Genomic DNA, 25,157 nt, shown 5'->3' with positions numbered 1-25,157 from the left:
AGCGCGGCGCGGCAGGAAAATTGTGCCGCAGAGGTGATCCCCCTGACATAATATGGAATGATTACGTCCTGGAAAAATGGAGCAACCCCGAGATCCCATGCCCGAACAGACTCGTTATACCCTGCCCGTTAAATCCGGCGATCACCGTCAGCTCGGCCAGCTCATAGGCGCGGCGCACGCGGTGGAGTGTGCCAGCATTACCGAACGACATGCTGGTCCGGTGTTAATGATTACACCCGATACCCAAACCGCTCTGCGTCTGCTGGATGAAATCCGCCAGTTTACCGATCTGCCGGTGGCGCACCTTGCCGACTGGGAAACGCTGCCCTACGACAGCTTTTCGCCGCATCAGGATATTATCTCCGCCCGCCTGTCGACCCTCTACCAGCTGCCGGTGATGCAGCGCGGTATGCTGATCATGCCGGTCAACACCCTGATGCAGCGCGTCTGCCCGCACAGTTTCCTGCACGGCCATGCGCTGGTGATGAAGCAGGGACAAAAACTGTCTCGCGACCGGCTGCGCGACCAGCTTGAGCAGGCCGGTTATCGCCATGTCGATCAGGTGATGGAGCACGGTGAATACGCCACGCGCGGCGCCCTGCTCGATCTGTTCCCGATGGGCAGCGATCAGCCCTACCGCATCGACTTTTTCGATGATGAGATCGACAGCCTGCGCCTGTTCGACGTCGACAGTCAGCGCACGCTGGAAGCAGTCCCCGAAATTAACCTGTTGCCTGCGCATGAGTTTCCCAGCGACAAAGCCGCCATTGAGCTGTTCCGCAGCCGCTGGCGTGAAACGTTTGATGTGCGCCGTGAGTCGGAGCATGTCTATCAGCAGGTCAGCAAAGGCACGCTGCCAGCGGGCATCGAATACTGGCAGCCGCTGTTTTTTGAGCAGCCGTTGCCCAGCCTGTTCAGCTATCTGCCGGATAATACCCTGATTGTGAACTGCGGCGATCTTGAAGGCAGCGCCAGCCGCTTCTGGCAGGATGCCGAGGCGCGCTATGAAAATCGCCGCGTTGATCCGATGCGTCCACTGCTGGAGCCGGTCACCCTGTGGCTGCGTCCGGATGCATTAATGGGAGAGCTGAAAGCCTGGCCGCGCATCCAGATGACCAATGAGGTGCTGCCCGCCAAAGCCGCGAATACCAACCTCGGTTATACCCCGCTGCCTGACCTGACCGTTCAGGCGCAGGCAAAAGCGCCGCTGGATCATCTGCGTCAGTTTATTGAAACCTTCAGCGGCACCGTGGTCTTCTCGGTCGAAAATGAAGGCCGCCGTGAGAGCCTGCAGGATCTGCTGGCCCGGATTAAACTGCGTCCTCAGCCGGTGCACCGCTTCGATGAGACCGGCGAAGAGCGTTTCCGACTGATGATCGGCGCCAGCGAGCGCGGTTTTATTGATACCCAGGGCAACCGGGCGCTGATTTGCGAAAGCGATTTGCTGGGCGAACGCGTCAGCCGTCGCCGTCAGGATACCCGTCGCACTATCAATCCGGACATTCTGATCCGTAACCTGGCGGAACTGCATCCCGGCCAGCCGGTGGTGCATCTGGAACACGGTGTGGGTCGTTATATCGGCCTAACCACGCTGGAAGCCGGCGGCATTGAGGCGGAATACCTGATGCTCTCTTACGCCAACGACGCCAAACTTTATGTGCCGGTTTCATCGCTGCACCTGATCAGCCGCTACGCAGGCGGTGCCGACGATAATGCACCACTGCACAAACTGGGCAGCGATGCCTGGTCACGCGCACGGCAGAAAGCGGCTGAGAAAGTGCGTGATGTGGCGGCTGAACTGCTGGATATCTATGCTCAGCGCGCCGCCAAAACCGGCTTTGCCTTTAAGCATAATCGCGAGCAGTATCAGCTGTTCTGCGAAAGCTTCCCGTTTGAAACCACCCCGGACCAGGCGCAGGCGATCAACGCGGTGCTGAGTGATATGTGCGAGCCGCTGGCGATGGACCGTCTGGTGTGCGGCGACGTTGGTTTCGGTAAAACCGAAGTAGCCATGCGCGCGGCGTTTCTGGCGATTGAGAACCATAAACAGGTGGCCGTACTGGTGCCGACCACCCTGCTGGCACAGCAGCATTACGACAACTTCCGCGATCGCTTCGCCAACTGGCCGGTTCGCATTGAGATGCTTTCCCGTTTCCGTACTGCCAAAGAGCAGACGCAGGTGCTGGAACAGGCCAGCGATGGCAAGATCGACATCTTAATCGGCACCCATAAGCTGCTGATGAGCGATCTCAAATGGCACGATCTTGGTCTGCTGATTGTCGATGAAGAGCACCGTTTCGGGGTGCGTCACAAAGAGCGCATCAAGGCGATGCGCGCCGATGTGGACATTCTGACGCTGACCGCAACGCCAATCCCTCGCACCCTGAATATGGCCATGAGCGGCATGCGCGATCTCTCGATCATCGCCACGCCGCCTGCCCGCCGTTTAGCGGTGAAAACCTTTGTCCGTGAATTTGACGATCTGGTGATCCGCGAAGCGATCCTGCGTGAGGTTCTGCGTGGCGGACAGGTCTACTACCTCTACAATGACGTTGAAAATATCGAGAAAGCGGCGCAGCGTCTCAGCGAACTAGTGCCGGAAGCGCGTGTCGCTATTGGTCATGGTCAGATGCGTGAGCGTGATCTGGAACGGGTGATGAACGATTTCCACCATCAGCGTTTTAACGTGCTGGTTTGTACCACCATTATCGAAACCGGTATCGACATACCGACCGCCAATACCATCATCATTGAGCGGGCCGATCACTTTGGCCTGGCGCAGTTGCATCAGCTGCGTGGTCGCGTCGGGCGTTCGCATCATCAGGCTTATGCCTGGCTGTTAACACCTCATCCGAAGTCGATGACCGCCGATGCGCATAAGCGGCTGGAGGCGATCGCTTCACTGGAAGATCTGGGAGCGGGTTTTGCCCTGGCAACACACGACCTGGAGATTCGCGGTGCCGGCGAACTGCTGGGTGATGAGCAGAGCGGACAGATGGAGACGCTGGGCTTCACGCTTTATATGGAGCTGCTGGAGAATGCGGTCGAGGCGCTGAAAGCGGGTCGCGAGCCGTCACTGGAAGATCTCACCAGCAACCAGACCGAGGTGGAGCTGCGGATGCCCGCCCTGCTGCCCGAGACCTTTATCCCGGATGTCAGTACCCGTCTTTCACTCTATAAACGCATCGCCAGCGCGGAGGCTGAAGAGGAGTTGCAGGAGCTGAAGGTTGAGATGATCGACCGCTTTGGCCTGCTGCCCGATCCGGCGCGTAATCTGCTGGATGTGGCGATTATCCGGCTGAAAGCCCGCGCTGTCGGTCTGCGTAAGATCGAAGCCAGCGACAAAGGCGGTTATTTCGATTTTGCGCCGAAGAACAACGTGGATCCGGCATGGCTGATAGGCCTGCTGCAGAAAGAGCCTCAGCAGTGGAAGCTGGACGGTCCGACACGACTGCGGTTTACCCGTGAGCTATCGGAAAGAAAGGTGCGGCTTGAGTGGGTGCAGGGATTCGTTTCGCAACTGGCTCAACGGCAGGCGTAACACCCTGCCCGTGCGTTGGTGATCTAACCGGTAAAACGCCGGTTAGTTTGCCGCAAAAAAAGGCGCATCCTGAGATGCGCCTTTTTCATTACTGCTGTATTACGTTGTGCTGTGTGGCCGCGTGAGCGGCAAAGCTTTGCCCAATTACGCCTGATCGCCGTTGAGAACCAGCTGGCCATTGCGATCCAGTGGAATACGCGTGCCGGGGTCATTTTCCATACGGATTTTACCCTGCTGATCGCCTATTTTATAGGTCACGTCATATCCCAGTTTTTTCTCTTGTTTGTCGTAAACGGTTTTGCAGCGCTGTTCGGTTGTGGTGTAGGTATCCCGATCCTGCAGTCCGCCCTGGACCTGATTACCGGCATAACCACCCGCTACCGCACCTGCTACTGTCGCCACATCTCTGCCGCGACCGCCACCAAACTGGTGACCCAGCACTCCACCTGCCACTGCACCTAATACAGACCCGGCAAGACGGTTTTCATCCTGCACGGCCCGACGGTGGGTCAGAGTGACATTACGGCACTCCTGACGAGGCTGTTTAATGCTCTCTTTGATTGGCGTTGCAGACAGTACCTGAGCATATTGAGGACCGCGATCAAACACGTTCATGCCTGCTACGGCTGCAACACCCAGAGCTGCTGCCACACCAATACCGATACCCGCTAACATTGATTTATTCACAGGAAGTTCCTCCTGAAAAGTGTTACCGCGCAATCCTGCTGCTAAAGCATCCTCGTTAACTGAGGTATAACCGGCGTGCGCGACGCGCCGTGTTTGTTGAGATGAAGTTTTACAGATGGACCGAAAATGCAACATCAGATAAATGGAGGAAATTGGTCACTTTGCTATCAGGACCAGTTTTTAGGAGAGTTCTGAGGTGGGGAACGTTATTAATGATGCTTTTTCGCTAAGGAAATTAAACCAATTAAATCAACGGCATATAATTTTATATACCTTAAGCAAAGCCTGACTGCCCGTTATGGCAACGGCCTTTCCATCGTCACCCAAAAGTATCATCTTTATGTACCGTTATCGGGAACATTCATTCCTGAAGCACTCAGGCTTCAGGAATGAAGAAAAAGGAAACTAATCAAAAATGCTCTCGGATGGGCATACCTTTACCTCGCCCCAGCCCACAATGGTGCCATTGGGGGTAAGGTCTTTGATGGAAACGCTATCGCCTGAATATTCGGACCCTCTGACTACAATATCGTAGTCATGGTTAGCCTGAGGAATAAATTCAACAGTGGCCGATTTTTGAGTGTTCTGATGGTACCCAGCCTCTGTCCAGTAGTGAATGACACGAATCATTTGTCCCGGCTTCAGGGTAAATTCATTGATGAAAGCACCCTTGTTTTCAGACGACGCTGACATACCTATCCGTTTATTACCTGTAACGGGGATGCCCAGAATGGCAAAACCAGGAGTGATACGGCGTTCCAGCATTTTTTTATAGCAACCTGAACTCTGTTTTTCATAGAACTGAAGTGCCGTATTGCCCTCTGAACCCACCCGGATTCGGGCCGCATCCTGCCCTTTATAATCATCCAGTGAAGGTCTGAAGCCTGCCGTGCAACCACTCAATAATAGTGCTATCAATCCGGTGATCAAAATTTTTGCAGCCATTCTTTATTATCCTTAATCTAACTGACACAGACTGGAACTGGTTATTTTATTGGTACTATAACGAGGCAGGTGTTGCGTTACCCATCGTTTATTTTGTGACAAAAAATATTGACCGTATTAATGCACAAAGACTTTATTAATCCTGCTGGAAAAAATAAAATATGGTACCCATATCAGACAACTGATTAAGGCCCGAGCCAGCATATTGATAGCAGGCTGCGTAAGATTTACGTGAAAAACCAAAGCAGGATAAAGCGTGCAAAAACTCGCAAAGATAAGACCGTATAAATAGTACGTTATCATCACGTATCTGGTTTTTACTTTCTTCCTAAAGAAGAACCAGCAAGCCAGCACTGTTACGGGAGCATTAATAATGGACAGCGCTAATAATAAAACACTAAAACTATTAACCACACCTTGTTTCTGATAAGTGTTGGCAATCAAGGAAACAATACAAAAATCATTATACAGCATCGTAAAAGAACCAATAATCAAGCCTAAAGCTGGCAGATATAATAAGCCATTAATCCTGCCCTCTTCTTTTTTTCACAATTATCACAAAAGCCTGATTCTTTATTCTCTTCTGCTTCCTGACATTTAATGCATAACATTCTCGCCCCCTGAAGCTGTAATTGTTTTTCTTTGTTTTAACAAAATTCAAATCGGTTAATTCAGAAGATCGACGTCTTTGGTCAGACAGGATCAGGTACTATTTTAAATGTATCGAAGAACTGCCTGATTCGACCTTTATAAAAAACGATCCTTTCCAGAGTGCAAAAAAACAACCCTGACCAGATGACCAGGGTTGCGGTTTTTAGCGTTGAATCAGAAACGGTATCCGATGCCGATGTTAAAACCATTAATGGCAACATCTTCGTTATATTTTACGCGAGTACCTTCATAGCCAACACTCACAGAGAGGTTGCTAATAGGATTCACGACAACGCCAGCGCCATAGGCAAAAGAGGTTTTATTTTCGCTGTATTCTTCGGAATAGATACCGGGATAAGTCACGTTCTCATCCACTTTGGTATGGGCAACACCAATTAATCCATAGAAGCTGATGTAGTCATTGATGCGATATGCGGGACCTGCCATCAGTGAGTAATATTTAACTTTGGTTTTTCCATCATATCCGCTAACGTCGCCATAAAAATCTTCTCGCTCAGAAAAACTTTCATCGCCTTTCATGTAGCTGAATGAGCCAATCACACTGAGAGGAGAATTCCATTCATAGCGATACTGAACATTGACACCGCGGATGTTTTTAAAGTCTTCAACTTTACTTTGCGCATAACCAACCGAGACGGTGTGATTATCAGCCAGCGCATTGCTGCCCACGAGCAGACCGCCACACAGTAATGCCAGCATTGTCATTTTAGAGGTCATGTAATTAATTCCTTTTCATAATTTAACATTATTTCCCTGCGCTTAACGCAGGACTTCGTTCCCTGAATCACCAATACCCGACGGACAGGATGATTTTTTATCTATCCGCCTGTATCGGACAGGAATTTCATGTAGCGCTCCGCGCCTGATGTTCAGATCGGTCGGAGAGCATCTATTCATACCCGGATTTTTTTAAAACTGGCTGGCCTGAGTCAATGTGAAACTTAAACGCCAGCCTTATTAAATGGCACTTCGGCCATTTAATTTAGGTTAAGTAAAGAATTTAACCACAGGATTCATCCTGGCGATTAGTTATCAATCAATTCTTAATGGCACTATTAGACCAAAAAGAATTAGAGGTATCAAGACCGAGTTGCCATAAAAAAGCAAAACACCTGAAAACCATTACGGCACATACATCCAGAAAATTATCCTGCCTTATACAATCCATTAACGCAGATTATTAACTGACCTGATATGTTCCCAACCCTTTAAAAGACTAAGTTACAGTTCTATTTAAACCCCTCTGAATAAATGAAAGCATTCGGAAAAATAATACCTGTATTTTCCCAAAAAGCGGTACTTTCAAGCTGACTGCCAATGCTGCCGCCGGTACTCATGCCCATCCTTTACCTGTGACTGATTCTGCACATCAACACTGGTGATATTCAGCAAGCTGACGATCTGCCCGTAAGCATCCGGGGCTGGTAACCCTGCCATTACTACAGGCATCCATAACTTTCTTATCACTAATGATGTCATTCTCAGGCAGGTCGTTTATCAGACACTAGGTCTTTTGGCATGCTATCCGTAATAAAAACCTCGGTGAACATGCGCCGGGACAACCTAGCAGCTTAGCCTATGTGAATGAAACTTTTGTAATTCGCCTGCATCTCTTTCAAGAATACCAATGTAATGCTGGTATGACCTAATTAACTCAAAATAACCTAAAATTTAGATAATCCCAAATGCGTCATACAAGTCAGAATAATCTATTGTTTTCTCGGTAATGATACATCCCCAGTCAGGCGGCAACTTATCATCCAGTACATTAAAGATATTTGAAGGTACCCATAGTGGATTCTCACCTTCAGGGCATAGCAAAAAATCTATTCGAGTCGTATAAAACATAATACCGTAGACTTTATACTCCATACCAGTTTTTAGCGGCTCAAATAATGTTTCGTCAGTTTCCCCCATGATTCTTGCATCATCGGGTAAGCTTTTTCCGGATATTGAATTGCATATAACTAACATTTATCACACCCTACTTAAATTTGAAATCGTCTACTTGGCCAGTTTTGGTATTCCGAACATAGTGAACTTCAACACCATTAATATTTTGAGCCATTTTGACCCAACCATCTTCTCTAGGCCATCGTTTATCTGTCATTGGTATTGGCAGTTGACGTCCAGATTCTGGATTCGACAGTGCTTGTTCAATAGCCAGTTTTTCTTGCTAAGAATTAGGTTCCGTTCTACCAGTTGAACCACGGCCTAATTGTGCCGCTGCTCCTCACTCAGGTCTTCGCGCTTAACCCCCGGATACATCTGCTGCGCGATGTACTCGCCCATCGCCGCGCCAGAAGCACCCGCAAGTGCAGGATTACCCGACGCGTATGACGTCACCGCGCCCACCACCGCGTGCGCAATCAGGTTCGCCTGAACGTTCACCACCTCTTTGCCGTCCGGGCCTTTTGTGGTCGTCAGCTTGTGTATCTGCTCCGCCAGGTATGGCGCGGCCGCCCCGCTCACCGCCTGGGCAATGTTGCCCCCCGCCAGGCCCTGAATCGCCGCCGTCGCCGCGCTGATGCCCTGCTGCACCGGCCCGCCGGTTCCCATTCCGCTGGCCAGCATCTCCCGGTTGTACAGCGTCTGATAGACCTGTCCGGTGATGTCGGCCGCGGTCGGCTCCTGACCCGGATTCGCTTTGCGCCACTGCGCTTCGGCATCCTTCTTCTGGTCCGGCGAGATGTTCTTCATCTTCTCCGTGGCCGCTTTCGTCGCCGCAATCTCGCCCTGCGTCCGCGCAATGTCGCCCGCCTGGCTGCCGATTTCCGCCAGCAGCTGCGCCGTCTCCATCCGCCGCTGCTCTTTATCCTTATCGAAGATTTTATCCAGCCCCGGATTCGCACCCGCCGCGTCGCGGTTCAGGTCCGCCACGTCCTGCGTCTGCTTCGCCTTATCCCGGATAATGAGGGTGCCGTCGCTCACCGCCGCCTTCGTCACCGACGACGCGCTGCCGCTGCCGTTCAGCCCCGCCAGTAGACCGTTCGCCATGTAGCCTTCGAACTGGCTGCCGATGCTGCCGCCGGTGCTCATGCCCACGCTCTGGTGCTCGGTTTTATAGTCCGCGTGGTTCTCAATGTTGCTGAAGCCCAGCGTGCCGGTGTCGAGACGGTTTTTATCGGCGGTGGCGGTGGAACTGATGACCGCGCCGTTCAGTTGGGTGTGCTCACCCGCCGTCACGTCAAAGCCGCCCTTCCCGGCAAAGATGCCGGTCTGCTCGGCCACGCTCTGCCAGTTGCTGTGCATCTTATCCTGGCTGAGGTTGACGCTTGCGGAGCCGGTCATCGAGCCGAAGGTGAAGCTGCCGCCCGCGCTGGCGTTCTGCTGCTTACTGTCGTAGCGGTCGCTGTCCTGCTCTGAGGTCAGCGTCAGGTTGCGGCCGGTATCCACCTTCACGCTGTCCCCGCGCACCTGTGCGCCGGTCAGCGTGGTGTCGCGCCCGGCGTTCAGGCTCAGCCCGTTGCCCGCCGTGAGCGTAGTCTCGGTATGGGTCAGCCCGTTGCCGTTCTCGCGGCCTTTGCCCGCGTTGACGCTGGCTGAAACGCTGATACCGTAGCCGCCCGACCCGGCGGTCAGGCCGATACCCAGGCTGCCGCCCTTGCTGCTGTTAGTGCTGTCGGTGCGCTCGCTGTTCTGCGCTGAAACCAGGCTGATGTCGTTTTTCGCCGTCAGCCCGAGGTCGCCGCCCGCCTGAAGCTGGCTGCCCTGCACGAGGATGTCGCCCGCGCTGCCCGGCTGTGCGCCGGTGGCGGTGATGGCCAGGTTACCGCCCGCACCCAGCGTACTGCCACTACACCTCTGCATCCTTCTTCTGCTCTGGCGTTATCATTTTCAGCTTATCAGTGGCTGTTTTCGTCGCCGCAATCTGCCCCTGTGTCCTGGCGATGTCCACCGCCTTAACGTCAGGTGTACTTAAGTTTTTGCAGGTTTCTTTTTTGGCCTAAAGCAACAATTTCACAATCAGGTTCGTCATAACGCCCCAATGCAAAAAAAACAACACCATTATTTATCCAGATATTACTCATCCATTCTGTTATCTGCCTCGGTATGGAAGCAGTCATATTTACATTAGTTGATTGGATGGTTGAAAAAAACACCTTCTCGCCGCTATTAATTAAGCTTTCAATTACTCCCAAGCTATTTGATTTAACAGAACCTAAGCCGGAAAGAATCAACCCTTCACTTCCCTTAACTATCACATCTTTTTTTTCCTCAACCCCATTAACTTTAACACCTCTAACATTAAGTAAACCCCAGGTTTTTCTGTGGTTAACAATTGCGCTATCAGGTTGCTCCGCTGATAAAACGACAAATGTGTATATGTCTTCATCGCTAACACCTGCAGAATAACTCTCTACCATTTTTTTCAATAAACCTTCACCAAATTTCTTTAGTGGCGCATTGGGTAATTCCCAGCTCACTGCAGAGATACCCTTGCCGCTTATTGAAAATAAGTTAAAATCTGTAATCTCATTTTTTTCATTTATATCTTCAGCATATCTAATAACAACATCAGTAGTCATAGTGGTTACCTGCAGGATCGTTAAAATGTGAGCCTCGATTTTGAGGATCATCGACTCCAAAGAAATGGCCTCCAGCATCATCTCTTATATAAACTTTTTGCGTACCTCCTCCCGGTTTTTGAACTATAAATTCATATATATAACCTGGTTGAGGATTACCACGCTTGTCTATATTAGGGGATACCTTATTGGGGCTCTGACTCACTGGTATACCAGACTGTCTCTTCGCCTCATTAAAAGCACCTGAGCGACCAGCCCCTTCAGGAGAAAGATTTGCAGGCTTGTCCCCTTCAGCCAGATAAGCCAGATCATCCTTATTCTGCTCAGGGATCGGCGTAACCGTGGTATTGCCTCCCGTATCCGGCATACCATCCGTATTTCCGGTATTGCTGGATCCCTGCTCACCAGACTGATCCGGCGTGATCAGCGGAGTTCCCTTATTCTCATCCTGCGCCGGATTGACCAGCTTACCACCCGTCAAATCATCATTAACCGGTACGGTTTCAGTTTTGCTGCCTGCTCCGTTCGTGTGCTGCTGTGCCGTAACCACAGCCATTATCACACAGCTGGTATTCGCCAGGCAGGTCGCGTCCAGCCCTGCTTTTACCTTTTTGGTCAGCGCCAGTGCCGCCTGTTCATTTGCGCCGCCCTGGCCCGCTTCGGCCACTGCCGCCGCATCCAGCAACGATTTAGCCTGCATCATCTGCAACATGCCCATGCTGACCATATTGTTGCTGATTTCGTTCTGGCCCGCCTGCGCTCCGGCTACCGTGTCCGCCGTAGTCTCTCCAGCCAGACCACCTGCAAGACCCGCCGCAACCGTTCCCAGCGCAACCAGCGTCTGTTTCTGCTGTTCGCTAAGCTGACTGACCGGCACGTCACCGTACAGAACATTTTTGATGGCTTCACCCATCGCGGCGGTGGTAGCCGCGCCCGCCGCACCTGCTGCCGCTGAATTACCCTGTGCGGCAGCTATAACTCCGGCTACCGCAGCATGTGCCATTATACGACTGGCCTCATCCGGCGCTTTCTGCTTAATCAGTTCTGCAAGGTAAGGGGCCGAACCGCCAGCCAGAGCGGCTTTCAAATCGCCCCCCGCCAGGCCCTGTATCGCCGCCGTCGCCGCGCTGATACCCTGCTGCACCGGCCCGCCAGTTCCCATTCCGCCGGCCAGCATCTCCCGGTTGTACAGCGTCTGATAGACCTGTCCGGTGATGTCGGCCGCGGTCGGCTCCTGACCCGGGTTCGCTTTCCGCCACTGCGCTTCGGCGTCCTTCTTCTGGTCCGGCGAGATGTTCTTCATCTTCTCCGTGGCCGCTTTCGTCGCCGCAATCTCGCCCTGCGTCCGCGCAATGTCGCCCGCCTGGCTGCCGATTTCCGCCAGCAGCTGCGCCGTCTCCATCCGCCGCTGCTCTTTCTCCTTATCGAAGATTTTATCCAGCCCCGGATTCGCACCCGCCGCGTCGCGGCTCAGGTCCGCCACGTCCTGCGTCTGCTTCGCCTTATCCCGGATAATGAGGGTGCCGTCGCTCACCGCCGCCTTCGTCACCGACGACGCGCTGCCGCTGCCGTTCAGCCCCGCCAGCAGACCGTTCGCCATGTTGCCTTCGAACTGGCTGCCGATGCTGCCGCCGGTGCTCATGCCCACGCTCTGGTGCTCGGTTTTATAGTCCGCGTGGTTCTCTATGTTGCTGAAGCCCAGCGTGCCGGTGTCGAGACGGTTTTTATCGGCGGTGGCGGTGGAACTGATGACCGCGCCGTTCAGTTGGGTGTGCTCACCCGCCGTCACGTCAAAGCCGCCCTTCCCGGCAAAGATGCCGGTCTGCTCGGCCACGCTCTGCCAGTTGCTGTGCATCTTATCCTGGCTGAGGTTGACGCTCGCGGAGCCGGTCATCGAGCCGAAGGTGAAGCTGCCGCCCGCGCTGGCGTTCTGCTGCTTGCTGTCGTAGCGGTCGCTGTCCTGTTCTGAGGTCAGCGTCAGGTTGCGGCCGGTATCCACCTTCACGCTGTCCCCGCGCACCTGTGCGCCGGTCAGCGTGGTGTCGCGCCCGGCGTTCAGGCTCAGCCCGTTGCCCGCCGTGAGCGTAGTCTCGGTATGGGTCAGCCCGTTGCCGTTCTCGCGGCCTTTGCCCGCGTTGACGCTGGCTGAAACGCTGATACCGTAGCCGCCCGACCCGGCGGTCAGGCCGATACCCAGGCTGCCGCCCTTGCTGCTGTTAGTGCTGTCGGTGCGCTCGCTGTTCTGCGCTGAAACCAGGCTGATGTCGTTTTTCGCCGTCAGCCCGAGGTCGCCGCCCGCCTGAAGCTGGCTGCCCTGCACGAGGATGTTGCCCGCGCTGCCCGGCTGTGCGCCGGTGGCGGTGATGTTCAGGTTACCGCCCGCGCCCAGCGTACTGCCCTGCGCTTCACGGCTTTCGGTGCGGGTCTCGCTTTTCGACGACTGGCTGCCGTAAGAAAGACTGATGCCGATCGAGTTGGTGGAGCCTTCTTCATAACCTTTGTCGCCCGGCTTCAGGCCTGCGGCGGTGTTTCTGGCGTTCGCCGCGTCGGTCTGCGCGCCGTCCATCTGGTACGCCTGCGCGGCCTGAGCCGCCGTCAGCGCCGCTTTGGTGCCCTGCAGCGCCTTCAGCCGGTCATCGCCGCTCTCATCGGCCGTGCGGGCGGTCTGCACTGCCGTGTTCAGCGCCGCGCCCACCGTGCCGGACAGCGCCAGCGTCAGCCCGCTCTGCTTCTGCTCGGTTTTCGTCAGTGCGGTGTGGCTGTTTTCGGCCGCACTGAGGGTCACGTCGCTGCCGCTCAGGGAGAGATCTTTACCGGCGATTACGTCGCTGCCGTGCACGTTAAGCTGGTTACCGGCGCTGAGGGTGACGCTTCCGTCGCTGCTCCCCACCGTGCTGCCGCGGCTGAGTGCGCCGCTGGCGTCGGTGCTGCTCTTCTGCATCGCCTGACCCACGGTGAAACCGATGCCGCCAGTGCCCATCAGGCCAGATTTTTTCTCCTCGCGCTGATGCACTTCATCACGCGTTTCTGTGGCGGTCGTGATGCTGAGATCGCGGCCGGCGGCCAGGGCAACATCCTGCGTACCGGCGACGTTGCTGCCGGTCACGGCAATGTCGCGGCCCGCCTGAAGCCGGACGCTGTCGCCGCTCAGCGTGGTACTGAGCGCCTCGCTGCTGTGCAGTTCGTCGTGGGTTTCCAGACTGCTGCCCGACAGCAACCCTTTGCTTGACTGCCTGCTGTGTTCGGTGAGATCGGTACGGCTGTTGCCCGCGCTGAGCACGATGTCGCGTCCGGCACTGGCGGTCAGTGCCCCGCCCGACGTGACGTCCGCTGCCGTAGCGCGGATATCCTGTCCGGCACTCAGCTGCAGCGCGCCGCCGGCGGTGATGCGTGACCCGGCATCGCTCTGCTGTGACAGGCGACGGTAGTTGCTGCTGTTCCAGCTGTCATTTTCAGTGTGCTGCGTGCTGAGGGTGCCGAGCGTCAGGTCATTGCCCGCCTGAATCTTCGTGGTGCTCTTCTCTCCGGCGTTGCCGATATCGCTGGCGGCCAGGGTGATGTTGTTCAGCGCGCTCAGCGTCAGCGCACCGTCGGTGCCCTGCACGTAGATACCGGCCGGACGATCTATCCAGCGGTCGGTACCGTCGCCGCGCAACGTTGACTGGCTGGTAATATCCCGTCCGGCCAGCAGCGACACCTGCTTATCACCGCTGATGACGCCGCCCAGGTTAGTGATATCCTGACGGGCGGTGAGATTGATCGTGTTGCCGCTGATGTAGCCGCTGTTGGTCAGCGACTGCGCCGTCAGCTGCGTCACGTCGCGGCCCTTAATGGTCCCGCTATTAGTGATGTCGTTGCGGGCATTCAGCGCCACGCTACCGCCCCCGATCAACGCGCCGTCGCCGGTTAAGTCACCCTCTTTCACCTTCGCATAAACCTGCGGCACCAGCACGGTTTGCTGTGTGCCATCCGGCAGCGTCACGGTCTGATTCACCAGCCAGACGATATCGCTGGTGAGCAGCGCCATCTGCGCCGGGGTCAGCGCCACGCCAAGTTCCAGGTCGTAGGCTTTGCCGAAGGCTACCCCATTATTCATCAGTCCGCGATACTGATCTTCATCACTGCCATACCCGCTGATATAGCGGTTGCCGGTCAGCTGGATAATTTGATCGCGCACCAGTCGCTGCTCGTAATAACCATCGCCCAGCCGCTTCAGGATCCGGCTGCTGTCGGTGGTCAGCGCGTTCTGCATATAGTCGCTGCTGAGCCACTGCTTCTGATTCACAAAGCGCGGATCGGTCTCGACCAGGTAATGGCTGTCACTGCCAGGTTGCAGCTGGTACAGGCTGTTGTCCGGCAGCCGGATATCAGGTGAGACGGCGCGGATCACCGGCGTAATCGTCTGTCCGTCGACGACCGTTGCTGGCAGTGTCAGCGAGAATTGTTGCCCGGCAGGTAACAGGAGTGGCCGGTCTTTGAGGCTGCCGAGCTTGTCCAGCGTCAGCGCACTGTCATAGCGTAATCCGACTGGCAGTAACGCACTGCCGCTATCCGTGGTACTCAGCGCCACGGCCGCAACCGTCTGCTGGAGAGCAGGTGTGCCGATGCGGTCAGCCTGCGCGGTGACGCCCTGCTGCTGGCGGTTGCCGGTCTGATAGCCATTTCCCTGCGGCGCAGCATTCGCCTGCCAGCTCAGCGTCTGCAGATCGATGGTTTCCGTCACGGGTGCCGGGCGGTAGTTTTTCTTATCTTTGCCCTGCGACGTTTTGGTTCCACCCAGTTTCTTTTTCTTCTTCTTCGCATACCAGCGAACCGATTTCCCGTCGTCCGTGGTAACGCGCGTTCCTTTTGTCGCCTGATTATTCAGCTCGCCTATCTGACCGCCGAGCACAGCACCCGCGACAATCTGGCTGTCGTGGTTGTTAAGACGACCGGCGCTAAAGGTCATGTTACCGCCCGACAGAATCTTGCCCGGATCGCTCTCCAGAATCTGGGTTTCTTTCACTATCCGCCGGTAGTCATACTCATAAAACTCGCTGCCGCTGGTGCCATCCGGCATTTTTGCCGTGTGCACGCCATATTTGTTTTTTTTGCTGGTATCCACGTCGGCCCAGTCAAAACGATCGGTGTGGCCTTTTAGCACCGCGTCGTGATGCTGGCTATCTTCGGTCGTAACGACCTGCGTGGTCAGGTGGCGGTTGGTATTGTTGATTTCCGCCATGCTGATCGTGGCATCCTGCCCGGCCTCAATTGTTGCCCCGTCATTGTTGAGCTGCTGCCCCTGTCCGGTGGCCTGATTATTCGCATCCAGCTGGCCGCCAATGTGCAGATCGCCATCACTGTAGATCAGCGCATGGTCGCGGTTGTTCAGCGTGCCAGCCGCAATATCCAGTCGCTGCCGCGCCGCAATCACCGCTGCTTTGCCCGCTTCACTGAGGTTGTTGAGCAGCGTAGCCGCAATGGCAATGTGATCGCCATAGATACGGCCGGTGCCGCTGTTATTCAGGACGCCCGCAACCAGGTGTGTCAGTCCGCCGTCAATCAGACCGCGATTGTTCAGGGTGTCGGCTGCAGTAATTTCGGTCTGCCCGCCGCTGATCTCGCCATTTGCCTGATTACTGATATTTTGCGCGGTAAGGAATAGCGCCTGCTGAGCAGCAAGGGTGCCGTCGTTGGTCACGTTTCCGCCCGCCGTCAGCCGCAGCGTGCCGTTGGCTTTGACCTCAGAGAGGTTATGGAAATCACCTGCCAGCGTGATGCCGAGATTCCCCTGCGACAACACCTGTCCGTCGCCACTCAGGGAAGCTGCGTTGATCTGCGCCTCTTTATCAGCAATCAGCGTGCCCTGCTGATTGTTGATGGCGAGCGCCTGCCCCTGGGCTGAGTCCTGAATAGTCAGCGTATCCGCTGACGAGATCAGCCCGCTGACGTTATCCAGTGCCTGTTGCACGGTAAGCGCCAGCCTCTGTTTTGCGCGCAGAGCACCCTGACTGTTGTCCAGCGTGCCGGTTTCGATGGTTAAACTGCCCGCTTCAATGCCTTTACCGCTCTGTCGTGTATCACGGTTGATCAGCGATGGCGTGGTGATCGTCATCTGCTGGCCGCCCTGAATCATCCCGCTACGGTTATCCAGCTGCTGGCTCAGTGACAGGGTACCGGTGCCGACGCTTTGCACCAGGCCGTCATTGTTGACCAACTGACCCGCCGTCAGCGATAGCGTGCCTGCCGAAAGGAGTTTGCCCGCCTGATTAAGCAGCGCATTTTGTCCCGCATTGAGCGTCAGATCGGTGCCACCCTGGATCTGTCCCTGCTGGTTATCCAGCGCACCACTTTCAATATTGAGGTTACCGGCACCGGCAATAAGTCCGCGCTGGTTAGTCAATGTCTGACCTGCCGTGGTGAGGGTGATATCCCCCGCCGACTGCAGTTTACCGTCACTGTTGTTCAGCGCCTGACCGTTGAAAGTCAGCCCGCCATTGCCTGCGACCTGCCCCTGGCTATTGTTCAGTTCACTGGCGCTGAGTGATGCCTGCTGTCCTGCAGCAATGAAACCCGCCTGGTTATCAATTGCCCCGCTGCGCAGATCCAGACTGTTGAGGGCAACGATACCGCGCTGGTCACCACTGTCGCGATTGATCAGGGCGTGCCCCTGGGTGTTCAGCGTCATGTCGCTGCCAGCCTGTAACAGGCCACCCTGGTTTTGCAGCTCCCCGCTGGTGAGATCGAGGCGCCCTTTGCCGCCCGTCAGCGTGCCGGACTGGTTGTTGATATCGCCCGTCACAACCTGCGCGCCGCTATGACCGGTGATGAAGCCGCGCAGATTATCCAATGCGCCGCTGTAGAGCTTCAGCATGCCCGCACTGAACAGGCCGCCTGCGGCTCCGCTCTCACGATTGATCAGGCTGTTGCCGTGGGTGTCCAGTTGCAGATCGCCACCCGACTCAATCCTGCCTGCCCGGTTGTTGAGGAGTCCGCTATCCAGTTGCAGGATGCCTTTAGCACCCAGTTGACCCTGTTGGTGGTCGAAGGTCTGCTGATGAGTATCGATGCGAATATTCTGTCCCAGCATCACCCCGCTACGGCCATCAATCTGGCCGCTGGAGAGCAGCAGATCGCCGCCTGCAACAATGCCACCGCGTTCGCCACTGTCGCGGTTATTCAGTTCGCCGCCCCGGGTGTTGACGGACAACGCCTCACCCGACTGAAGCAGGCCGCGCTGGTTATCCACGCTGCTGCTTTCCAGCGTTAATCCATGATCGGCATTAATAATCCCATCGACGTTGTTCAGTCCACCGCTGGTGAGCCGCATAGCGCCCGCCGAGACCAGCGAGCCCGTGCTGTTATCAAGATCACCACTGCTGATATGCAGATTAGCTCCCGCAATAACGCCGCCTGATGCCGCATTATTCAGCGCCTCTCCGTGCGTATTAAGCTGCATATCACCGCCGGACTGCAGTCGCCCGCCGCTGTTATCCAGCGCGCCACTGCTCAGCAATAGTTCGCCGCTGGCGCTGAGCAGAGCAGACCTGAAATCAGCGGCCTGGCCCTGCGTATCGATTACCAGGTTTTGTCCCTGAATGACGCCGTGATCACCGGCTAACTTTCCGGTTGAGAGTTGCAGATCGCCGCGTGCCACAATGCCGCCGCGATCGCCGCTGGCGCTGTTGTTCAGCTGCGCGCCGTGAGTATCCAGTGAGAGCGCCTGACCCGATTGTAATAAGCCTCGCTGATTGTCGAGCGCGCCGGTCTTCAGCGTCAGCGCCCCATCAGACATCAGTGTGCCGTCAATGTTGGTCAGCAGGCCGCTGCTGATGCTGGCCGCCGAGGCAGCGGCGATAACGCCGTACTGGTTATCCAGGTCGCCACTGTTAAGGGCAAGTGCGCCACCGCTGATTATTCCTGCTTTACCGCTGTCACGGTTAATCAGCGCCTGTCCGTGGGTATCAAGTGTCAGATCGCCGCCTGACTGGATCAGACCGCTGTGATTGTCCGTTGTCCCGCTGGAAATGCTGAGATCGGTACGGGCGACCAGGTTACCGCCAGTATTGTTCAGTTCACCCTGCTGCGTGTCGATGGTCACGCCGCGGCCGAGCAGGGTTCCACGCTGATTATCCAGCGCCTGACTGCGCAAAGTGACCTGCTGACCCGCTTCGATGCGACCCTGGGTGTTATCAATAGCCTCGCGGGTCATCAGCGTAGCGTCACCGCCAGTTGAAGCAATCAGGCCCTGCTGATTATCCAGGCTTGCGCTGGTGAGTTGCAGATTGTGACTGGCCTGCAGCACACCCTGCGCGTTCGTCAGGGACTCCTGAACCTGCAGTTGCAGATCGCCGCTGCCCGCAGCCAGCAGCGTGCCACCGCTGTTATCCAGGCTACCTGAGGCAAGATTCAGATTACCGCCGCTCTCAATCCGTCCACCACGGTTGTCTGTGTCACCCGAAACCGCGATCGCCATCTCGCCAGCGCCACGCTGCGACAGCAGACCCTGACGGTGATCCAGCGTGCCCGCCTTCAGCGTCAGCGCCTCTGCCTGGGTGTGTGCCTGTGAGAGATCGAGCCTGTCGCCGCTGAGCGTTAACGAACCCGCTGACAGCAGATTGCCCTGATTGCCCTCCAGCCGGGTCGCATTAAGGTTCAGCGCGCCATTATTGCCCGCCAGCTGCACGGTGCCGCCCTGATTATCCAGCCATGGCGTATCCAGCTGCAGTAAGTCACCGTTACCTGCGATGAGCCCGCTGCGGTTTTCAATATGCTCTGCCTGCAGCCGGGTATCACCTTCATTGCTCAGCGTGCCCTGATTGTTGAGCAACGACCCCGTGGAGATCGTCAGGGCTTCGCGGTTTTGCTGCCGCAGCAGGCCGCGATTGTTACTGACGTTTTGTGCCGCGACAGCGAGGCTGCCCGCCGCCAGTTTGCCGTCATCATTGTTAAGCGCCGTCGCAGCCTGAATCCCGAGTGTACGGCCCGCCACCGTGGCGCCCTGGGTGCTGATATCCGCCTGCGTAGAGGTCAGCGCGATGGCATCTGCTGAGGTCTGGCTCCCGGCGAGATCGACCCGGCTGCCCCGCGCCTGAATCTGGTCGTGCGCCAGGTTTTTACCCCGCGCCTTAAGCTCACCCTGGCTGGTCAGCAGCAAATTACCGGGCTGGCTCAGCGTCTCATTGCCGCCAACGCCTGCCGCCAGCGTACTTTCAGCGGTGCTCTCAATGGTGCTGGCGGAGAGCGTCGCGTTACGGCCTGCGCTCACCAGCCCACTGTTGCGCAGCGTGCCGCTGGAGGCCAGCGTGACATCCTGCTGTGACACGATGTTGCCGCGGTTCTCCTGGTCGCCATTGCTGGCTATCTGCAGCGCGGCCTGACTTTGCAGCGTGCCGCTGTTCTCCAGTCTGCCATCCACTGTCAGGTGCAGCTCACCGGCACTGGCACCCAGTTCACCGGCATTACGCACGCCAACGCCCTTTTCAGTGCCGGTCAGGGTGATTTTATGGGCATACATGCCGCCAATAGCTGCGACGTCGAGCGCAAACTCAGGCCGTGTCGTCCCATTATCCCCTTTCACCGTAGTGACGGTACCTTCGGTCGCAACCTGGTTCCTGCCTGTGACCACATTGAGTTCGCGGGCATGAACTTTTGCGTTAACCGCTACCGACTGCGCAATGATCTGGGTGTAGTCAGCATCGCTGTCATTCAGGCCCTGACCTTCGATATTGATTCGGCCGCCATTAACATCGAAGCCTTTGAGCTGGCCGTTTTCAATCAGCGCCTGTCCGGTGGTCAGCGTATTGCGGCTGGCGTTAATAAATCCGCAGCCGTTACAGGTAATGCCTGACGGGTTTGCAATGACTACCGCAGCCCGTTTACCGGCTACTTCGATAAACCCGTTAAGCTGGCTGGGATTACGGCTGTTGACTTCGTTAAGGATAACCGTGGCTTCCTGCTTTGACAGCCACGGGTTAGCCGCCACCATGCCACCCAGTTGAGTAGCCGTGTTCTGATGGCTGTTGTTCAGGATTGCGCCGCGCGCGTCAACGTCGAGCTGGCTGTAATGGTTGCGGGAAACACCCTGGCTATTGGGCGTCTGAATGTTGATTTGCGGCAGACCATTTGCGGTGGCCATGACGGTAGGCTGCTGGCTGCCCGGCGCGCTGTTGTCTGCCACAATGTTGGCCTGCACCGGCAGACTGACCCCACCCGCTGCCAGCCAGAGTGCAAAGCTGAGCGGTGAGATCCGCACCCTCACCTCTGCATATGAGGTGCGCTTCGGGCTTCGGGCAACACGTGAATAGCCGCTACGGGTGATGTCAGACACCACCATTAACATGCCGCGAACCCGGTTGAAAATAAGGCGATAGCAGAGTTTATTCATAATGCGCACAGTCCATTGTCAGCAATATCGATAAAAGGTTTAGTAGTTCCAGTTCACGCTGAAACCATAGGTGACAGGATCGGTTTTGAAGCCGTCCGGTTTCGACAGAGGAATCCCGGCAAAAAAGTCGTAGCTCAGGCTGGCGGGCGTGATCGCGCCGCGCAATCCGATGACGCCGCCCGCCAGATGTCGTCCCAGAGGTCCACCCTGGGAGGCGCTGTTGCCGCCCACCTCGCCATAGTCGGCACCCAGGTAAAGCTCCTGAGTGGGCAGCGGCGTCTGCCAGGCCAGCGTGTTCTGAACGGTCCAGCCGCGACTGGCACTGAGGGTGCGTTCACCATCAAAACCGCGCACCGTCCAGCGGTTGCCAATCGCGAACTCATCCTGCGGTGTCAGCGGGGTGTTGCTCATCTGGCGACGATATTGGATGTTGTAACTTAAACGCTGATTACCCAGCGCGAACGGCGTGGTGAGTCCCGCCTGCCAGGTCAGGATTTTAGAAAGCGCGGTGGCATAGGTAGAGTCCTGATATGACTCCTCCCAGGCGGGCAGCGCACCGAACCAGCGCGTACCACGCTGATAACTGACACCGGCGTCCAGCGTCGCCGGACCGATGAAGTGCCGGTGCGACAGGCCGAGTCGCCATGCGCTGGTACGGCGCTGCTGGCTGCTGATTTCGGTGTCGTTGATGAAGTTGCGCGACTCTTTAACCAGCACATCGGCGCTGACGGTGGTTTTGGCGGCGGCATTGCGGTAGATCACCCGGCTGGCCTGCACATCCAGCGAGCGGCTCTTTCCGGCGTAGAGAAAATCGCGGCTGTAACCGGCGACTGTCTGATGGTAGTCGTAGTCGCTGGCGGTAAGGCCAAACAGCCAGTAGCCCACAGGCACCGCGTAATGTCCCGACAGGCTTTTGCTGCTTTTTCTGCCAGCAAATCCCAGGTCGCGACTGGCGGTCAGGTAGAAGAGATCGCTGAGAGAGGTCGGGTTATCCAGCGCCAGCATAATCCCGCTCTGATAGCGCCCGGTACTTTCGGTGCCGGAATCATCCAGCCATGCGCCGAGTCGCCAGAAACGGCGCTGCGTGCGTTCAATCACGATGTCACTTTCACCCGGATTGAGGCCTGGACGGAGCGCCATATGCGCTTCCACCGTCGGCAGACGCTGCAGGTTTTCCAGCCCCTGTTCAATATCCCGTAAATCCAGCAGATTGCCTGCATGGGCGGGTAATGTCGGCCACAGGCTGACATAGCGGGATGATGAGGGTGACAATTCCACACTGCGGATTTTGCCAGGCACTATCAGAAGTTGCAGCACGCCCTGACGCAGATCCTGCTGCGGAGCCAGCACGCGCGTAGTGACCCAGCCATGATTGATCAGCCGGTTTTGCAGCGTGCTCATTAACTGGCTGATGCCTTTCACGCCGAGACAATGACCATTGGCCTGACTGGCCAGACGCTGCAAAGGCACCCAGTGCGGCAGCGCCTCCTGCCCGGACAGAGTGACCTGCTGAATAACAAAACAGGGTGTTTCCTGCGGGAACGTCAGGTGGGAAGGTGCCGGAACCGTTTCTGAGAGACGCACATCAGGCACCTGTGGCATCAGCCGCTGCTGACGCGCTTTTTGTTGCTCCTGCTGATGCTGTAATTGCTCATCACCCGGTGCCGCCTGCACAGTGCAAACTGGCAGGGTGGTAATCAGCAGAGCGCAAAGCAGAGGTGCCAGCGTTATTAAAACTCCATTTTTTTGGGGCTGCATAACCGATCCGTGTGGTTAAGTTGTAACAAAATGTATATTACTGCTTTCCTGCGCACATTATGCCGCTGGAATCAAAAACCACAAGAAAAATTATAGAAAAACTTACACTAAACTTACAAAAGTTAGTGAGACAGGCCATTTAAAAAAGTACCAGTAATTATCCGTAGTTCAGGGGCTGCTGAGTCTGGCGAATCGCCGGGATTAGCTAAAGGCGCAGAGACGGATATTTTTAGCCAATGAATAACAAGGAATTAGCCATTCGTTCTGCGCGTCAGAGACCAGCTTTGTAGCCGGGCTAACGACGGAACTGAAGTAGCCGAACTCGTTACCTGTAAAGTTTTCTGGCTATAGCAAATATTCTTACGGTTACTCTCTTGTTATTAATGGTACGCATTTCAGGCATCACCAACATACTACCCTGCCATGCTCATAAAATTTTACTTTAGTCAAAATTATGAATGCATTTTGCTTTAGTCGATATCGCACTCTCCTGCGCCAGCGTCTGTTTCAGGGGCTTCTCCAGGACATAAAAAAAGCCCCCTCATAAAGGAGGAGGCTTAACATTAATTAGCCAGCGTTATTGCTGTTGCTTAGTGCAGCTTCAGCCGGGGACGAATAACCCGGTTAATACTGCCGACCAGCATCATCAGCCCGGTTTTGAAGTAGCCGTGCAGCGCAATCTGGTGCATACGGTAAAGCGAGATGTAGACAAAGCGCGCGATGCGCCCTTCCACCATCATTGAGCCACGCATCAGGTTGCCCATCAGGCTGCCGACCGTACTGAAGCGGGAGAGCGATACCAGCGAGCCATGATCTTTATAGACATAGGCTTTCAGCGGTTTACCGTCACGCTGCGCCAGAATGTTGTTCATGGCGCGTGAAGCCATCTGATGCGCTGACTGGGCGCGCGGTGGTACAAAACCGCCGCCCGGCAAGGCGCAGGAGGCGCAGTCACCAATCGCGTAGATGTCATCGTCCAGCGTGGTTTGCAGCGTCTCTTTGACCACCAGCTGATTGATGCGGTTGGTTTCCAGTCCGCCAATCTCTTTCAGGAAGTCGGGTGCTTTAATCCCAGCCGCCCAGACCATCAGATCGGCTTCGATAAACTCACCGCCTTTGGTATTCAGGCCATTACGCTCGGCGCTGGTGACCATGGTCTGCGTCAGCACGCGAACGCCCAGCTTGGTCAGCTCCTGATGTGCCGCAGCAGAGATGCGTGGTGGCAGTGCAGGCAGGATACGTTCACCCGCTTCAACCAGCGTCACATTCAGCGCTTCGCGTCCCAGGCCTTTGAAGCCGTAGCTGTGCAGCTGTTTCACCGCGTTGTGCAATTCAGCTGACAGCTCAACGCCTGTTGCCCCGCCGCCCACGATGGCGATGTTAACTTTCTCGACCCTGCCTTCGCTGGCGGAGAATTTCAGGAACAGGTTGAGCATTTCGTTATGGAAACGACGCGCCTGATGCGGATTATCCAGGAAGATGCAGTGATCTTTGACGCCTGGCGTACCGAAATCATTCGAGGTGCTGCCCAGCGCCATCACCAGCTGGTCGTAGGCCACTTCACGCTGTGGCACCAGCACTTCGCCCTGCGCATTCAGCACTTCGGCCAGGCGGATCACTTTTCGGGTGCGATCGATATCGGTGAGTGAACCCAGCTGGAACTCAAAACCGTGATTGCGGGCATGAGCCAGATAGCTCAATGCATCAATGCCTTCGTCCATTGAGCCGGTCGCCACTTCGTGCAGTAGGGGCTTCCACAAATGACTGTGGTTACGATCAACCAGGATAATCTCGGCCTTCTTTTTTCGGCCCAGTTTATGGCCCAGCTGCGTGGCCATTTCCAGGCCGCCCGCTCCCCCTCCGACAATAACAATTTTCTTAACAGACGTAGTCAACAAAGACCCCCTCAAATTGTGAACCAAAAGTTAACCAAAGGTTAAATTAAACCTTAAGAAACATAGGGTTGGCGAAGTTAAAATCGCAATCTGCTGGGAGAATAGCATGGCGGGAAGAGGAGAACATAAGAATATTGATATACATCAAAGCGGGAAAATAAAACTCAGATAATTACGTAATAAAAACAGGCACCTTGCGATGCCTTTGCTGCTTAACCTAATGTTTTAAAAGCTTTTATCCGCTTAAGATGTGGGGATATATTTTTGAATTTGTGCCCTTCCGTCTCATCCCAGACAATTTCATAAAACGGATGCAGCTGGTCAGCAATGTGCTGGCTGTCGAGCGCCTCATCGTGACGGGAGAGAATGGCCAGACAGCGGTCACGATTACGCTCGCGAAAATCGCTGACGCACTTCGTTGCGATATCCTGATACTCCTCCGGCCGGTCGATCTTCCCTTCCATGTTCGCCTGCGGCGAGAGGTTGGGATTAAAAATCACCTGCCGGATGCCGCACAGAAATCCAATGCGCTCTGACCAGAAGCCGCCCAGTCCGACGCCGCAAATCAGCGGCCGGTCGTCGTCAGAAAGCGTCAGCATCTTATCGGTCTCTTTTAGCAGAAACTGCATGTCATGTTTGGGATGGCGGGTGCTGTAACTGATCAACCTGACGTCAGGATCGATAAATTGCAGTTGCAGCACTTTTTCGTGATTGCCCGGACTGTTGGAATCAAAACCGTGCAGATAGATGATCATGATAATCCT

At 55.7% G+C, this 25,157-nt stretch carries 13 protein-coding genes; 1 reads left to right on the top strand and 12 read right to left on the bottom strand.

Annotation, left to right across the window (positions count from 1 at the left end; all coding sequences use genetic code 11):
* Window positions 1-97: 97 nt before the first annotated feature.
* Entirely contained in the window at window positions 98-3,541 is a 3,444-nt protein-coding gene (gene mfd, locus ACMGGP_RS06460; RefSeq protein WP_498798280.1) for a transcription-repair coupling factor, read from the top strand.
* 144 nt (window positions 3,542-3,685) lie between these two features.
* Here mfd and ACMGGP_RS06455 read toward each other — a convergent pair whose 3' ends face one another.
* The 12 genes from ACMGGP_RS06455 to ycfP all read right to left on the bottom strand — a co-directional run bounded on the left by ACMGGP_RS06455 (window position 3,686) and on the right by ycfP (window position 25,148).
* Complete coding sequence (locus ACMGGP_RS06455; protein WP_003849847.1) at window positions 3,686-4,228, bottom strand: glycine zipper 2TM domain-containing protein; 543 nt, start codon at window positions 4,226-4,228, stop codon at window positions 3,686-3,688.
* A 405-nt stretch (window positions 4,229-4,633) separates the two neighbouring features.
* Complete coding sequence (locus tag ACMGGP_RS06450; protein WP_498798279.1) at window positions 4,634-5,173, bottom strand: hypothetical protein; 540 nt, start codon at window positions 5,171-5,173, stop codon at window positions 4,634-4,636.
* A 117-nt stretch (window positions 5,174-5,290) separates the two neighbouring features.
* Entirely contained in the window at window positions 5,291-5,701 is a 411-nt protein-coding gene (locus ACMGGP_RS06445; RefSeq protein WP_498798712.1) for a DUF2569 family protein, read from the bottom strand.
* Between the two features lie 297 nt (window positions 5,702-5,998).
* Complete coding sequence (locus ACMGGP_RS06440; protein ID WP_033785920.1) at window positions 5,999-6,562, bottom strand: Ail/Lom family outer membrane beta-barrel protein; 564 nt, start codon at window positions 6,560-6,562, stop codon at window positions 5,999-6,001.
* Between the two features lie 652 nt (window positions 6,563-7,214).
* On the bottom strand, window positions 7,215-7,334 hold the full coding sequence (locus ACMGGP_RS06435) for a hypothetical protein (RefSeq protein ID WP_498798711.1): 120 nt from the start codon (window positions 7,332-7,334) through the stop codon (window positions 7,215-7,217).
* Window positions 7,335-7,516: 182 nt separating this feature from the next.
* Window positions 7,517-7,819: a hypothetical protein gene (locus ACMGGP_RS06430; RefSeq protein ID WP_498798278.1), complete on the bottom strand. Its 303-nt coding sequence runs from the start codon at window positions 7,817-7,819 to the stop codon at window positions 7,517-7,519.
* 240 nt (window positions 7,820-8,059) lie between these two features.
* Window positions 8,060-9,655: a hemagglutinin repeat-containing protein gene (locus ACMGGP_RS06425; protein WP_498798277.1), complete on the bottom strand. Its 1,596-nt coding sequence runs from the start codon at window positions 9,653-9,655 to the stop codon at window positions 8,060-8,062.
* A gap of 98 nt (window positions 9,656-9,753) precedes the next feature.
* On the bottom strand, window positions 9,754-10,374 hold the full coding sequence (locus tag ACMGGP_RS06420) for a hypothetical protein (RefSeq protein WP_031377911.1): 621 nt from the start codon (window positions 10,372-10,374) through the stop codon (window positions 9,754-9,756).
* The gene (locus ACMGGP_RS06415) at window positions 10,364-20,740 is read right to left on the bottom strand and encodes a hemagglutinin repeat-containing protein (protein ID WP_498798276.1); all 10,377 of its coding nucleotides are present in this window, start codon (window positions 20,738-20,740) and stop codon (window positions 10,364-10,366) included. The genes ACMGGP_RS06420 and ACMGGP_RS06415 overlap by 11 nt, the downstream gene beginning before the upstream one ends.
* Window positions 20,741-20,779: 39 nt before the next feature.
* Window positions 20,780-22,498 (bottom strand): ShlB/FhaC/HecB family hemolysin secretion/activation protein, encoded by a 1,719-nt coding sequence (locus tag ACMGGP_RS06410; protein ID WP_498798275.1) that lies wholly within the window; start codon window positions 22,496-22,498, stop codon window positions 20,780-20,782.
* A 590-nt stretch (window positions 22,499-23,088) separates the two neighbouring features.
* Complete coding sequence (locus tag ACMGGP_RS06405) at window positions 23,089-24,393, bottom strand: NAD(P)/FAD-dependent oxidoreductase (protein ID WP_498798274.1); 1,305 nt, start codon at window positions 24,391-24,393, stop codon at window positions 23,089-23,091.
* 212 nt (window positions 24,394-24,605) lie between these two features.
* A complete protein-coding gene (gene ycfP, locus ACMGGP_RS06400; RefSeq protein WP_010246299.1) occupies window positions 24,606-25,148 on the bottom strand; it encodes an alpha/beta hydrolase YcfP in 543 nt (180 codons plus the stop codon).
* Window positions 25,149-25,157 lie beyond the last annotated feature (9 nt).

Origin of the sequence: Curtobacterium sp. BNK-1, assembly GCF_048685235.1 — a bacterium.
Taxonomy (GTDB): Bacteria; Pseudomonadota; Gammaproteobacteria; order Enterobacterales; family Enterobacteriaceae; genus Pantoea; species Pantoea agglomerans.
This window is presented reverse-complemented; position numbering and strand designations above follow the sequence as displayed.

What these genes read in the sequence shown, in the direction of transcription:
- mfd (WP_498798280.1), top strand. Translation starts at nt 98, where the DNA reads ATGCCCGAACAGACTCGTTATACCCTGCCCGTTAAATCCGGCGATCAC.
- ACMGGP_RS06450 (WP_498798279.1), bottom strand. Translation starts at nt 5,173, where the DNA reads ATGGCTGCAAAAATTTTGATCACCGGATTGATAGCACTATTATTGAGT.
- ACMGGP_RS06440 (WP_033785920.1), bottom strand. Translation starts at nt 6,562, where the DNA reads ATGACCTCTAAAATGACAATGCTGGCATTACTGTGTGGCGGTCTGCTC.
- ACMGGP_RS06430 (WP_498798278.1), bottom strand. Translation starts at nt 7,819, where the DNA reads ATGTTAGTTATATGCAATTCAATATCCGGAAAAAGCTTACCCGATGAT.
- ACMGGP_RS06425 (WP_498798277.1), bottom strand. Translation starts at nt 9,655, where the DNA reads ATGCAGAGGTGTAGTGGCAGTACGCTGGGTGCGGGCGGTAACCTGGCC.
- ACMGGP_RS06420 (WP_031377911.1), bottom strand. Translation starts at nt 10,374, where the DNA reads ATGACTACTGATGTTGTTATTAGATATGCTGAAGATATAAATGAAAAA.
- ACMGGP_RS06415 (WP_498798276.1), bottom strand. Translation starts at nt 20,740, where the DNA reads ATGAATAAACTCTGCTATCGCCTTATTTTCAACCGGGTTCGCGGCATG.
- ACMGGP_RS06410 (WP_498798275.1), bottom strand. Translation starts at nt 22,498, where the DNA reads ATGCAGCCCCAAAAAAATGGAGTTTTAATAACGCTGGCACCTCTGCTT.
- ycfP (WP_010246299.1), bottom strand. Translation starts at nt 25,148, where the DNA reads ATGATCATCTATCTGCACGGTTTTGATTCCAACAGTCCGGGCAATCAC.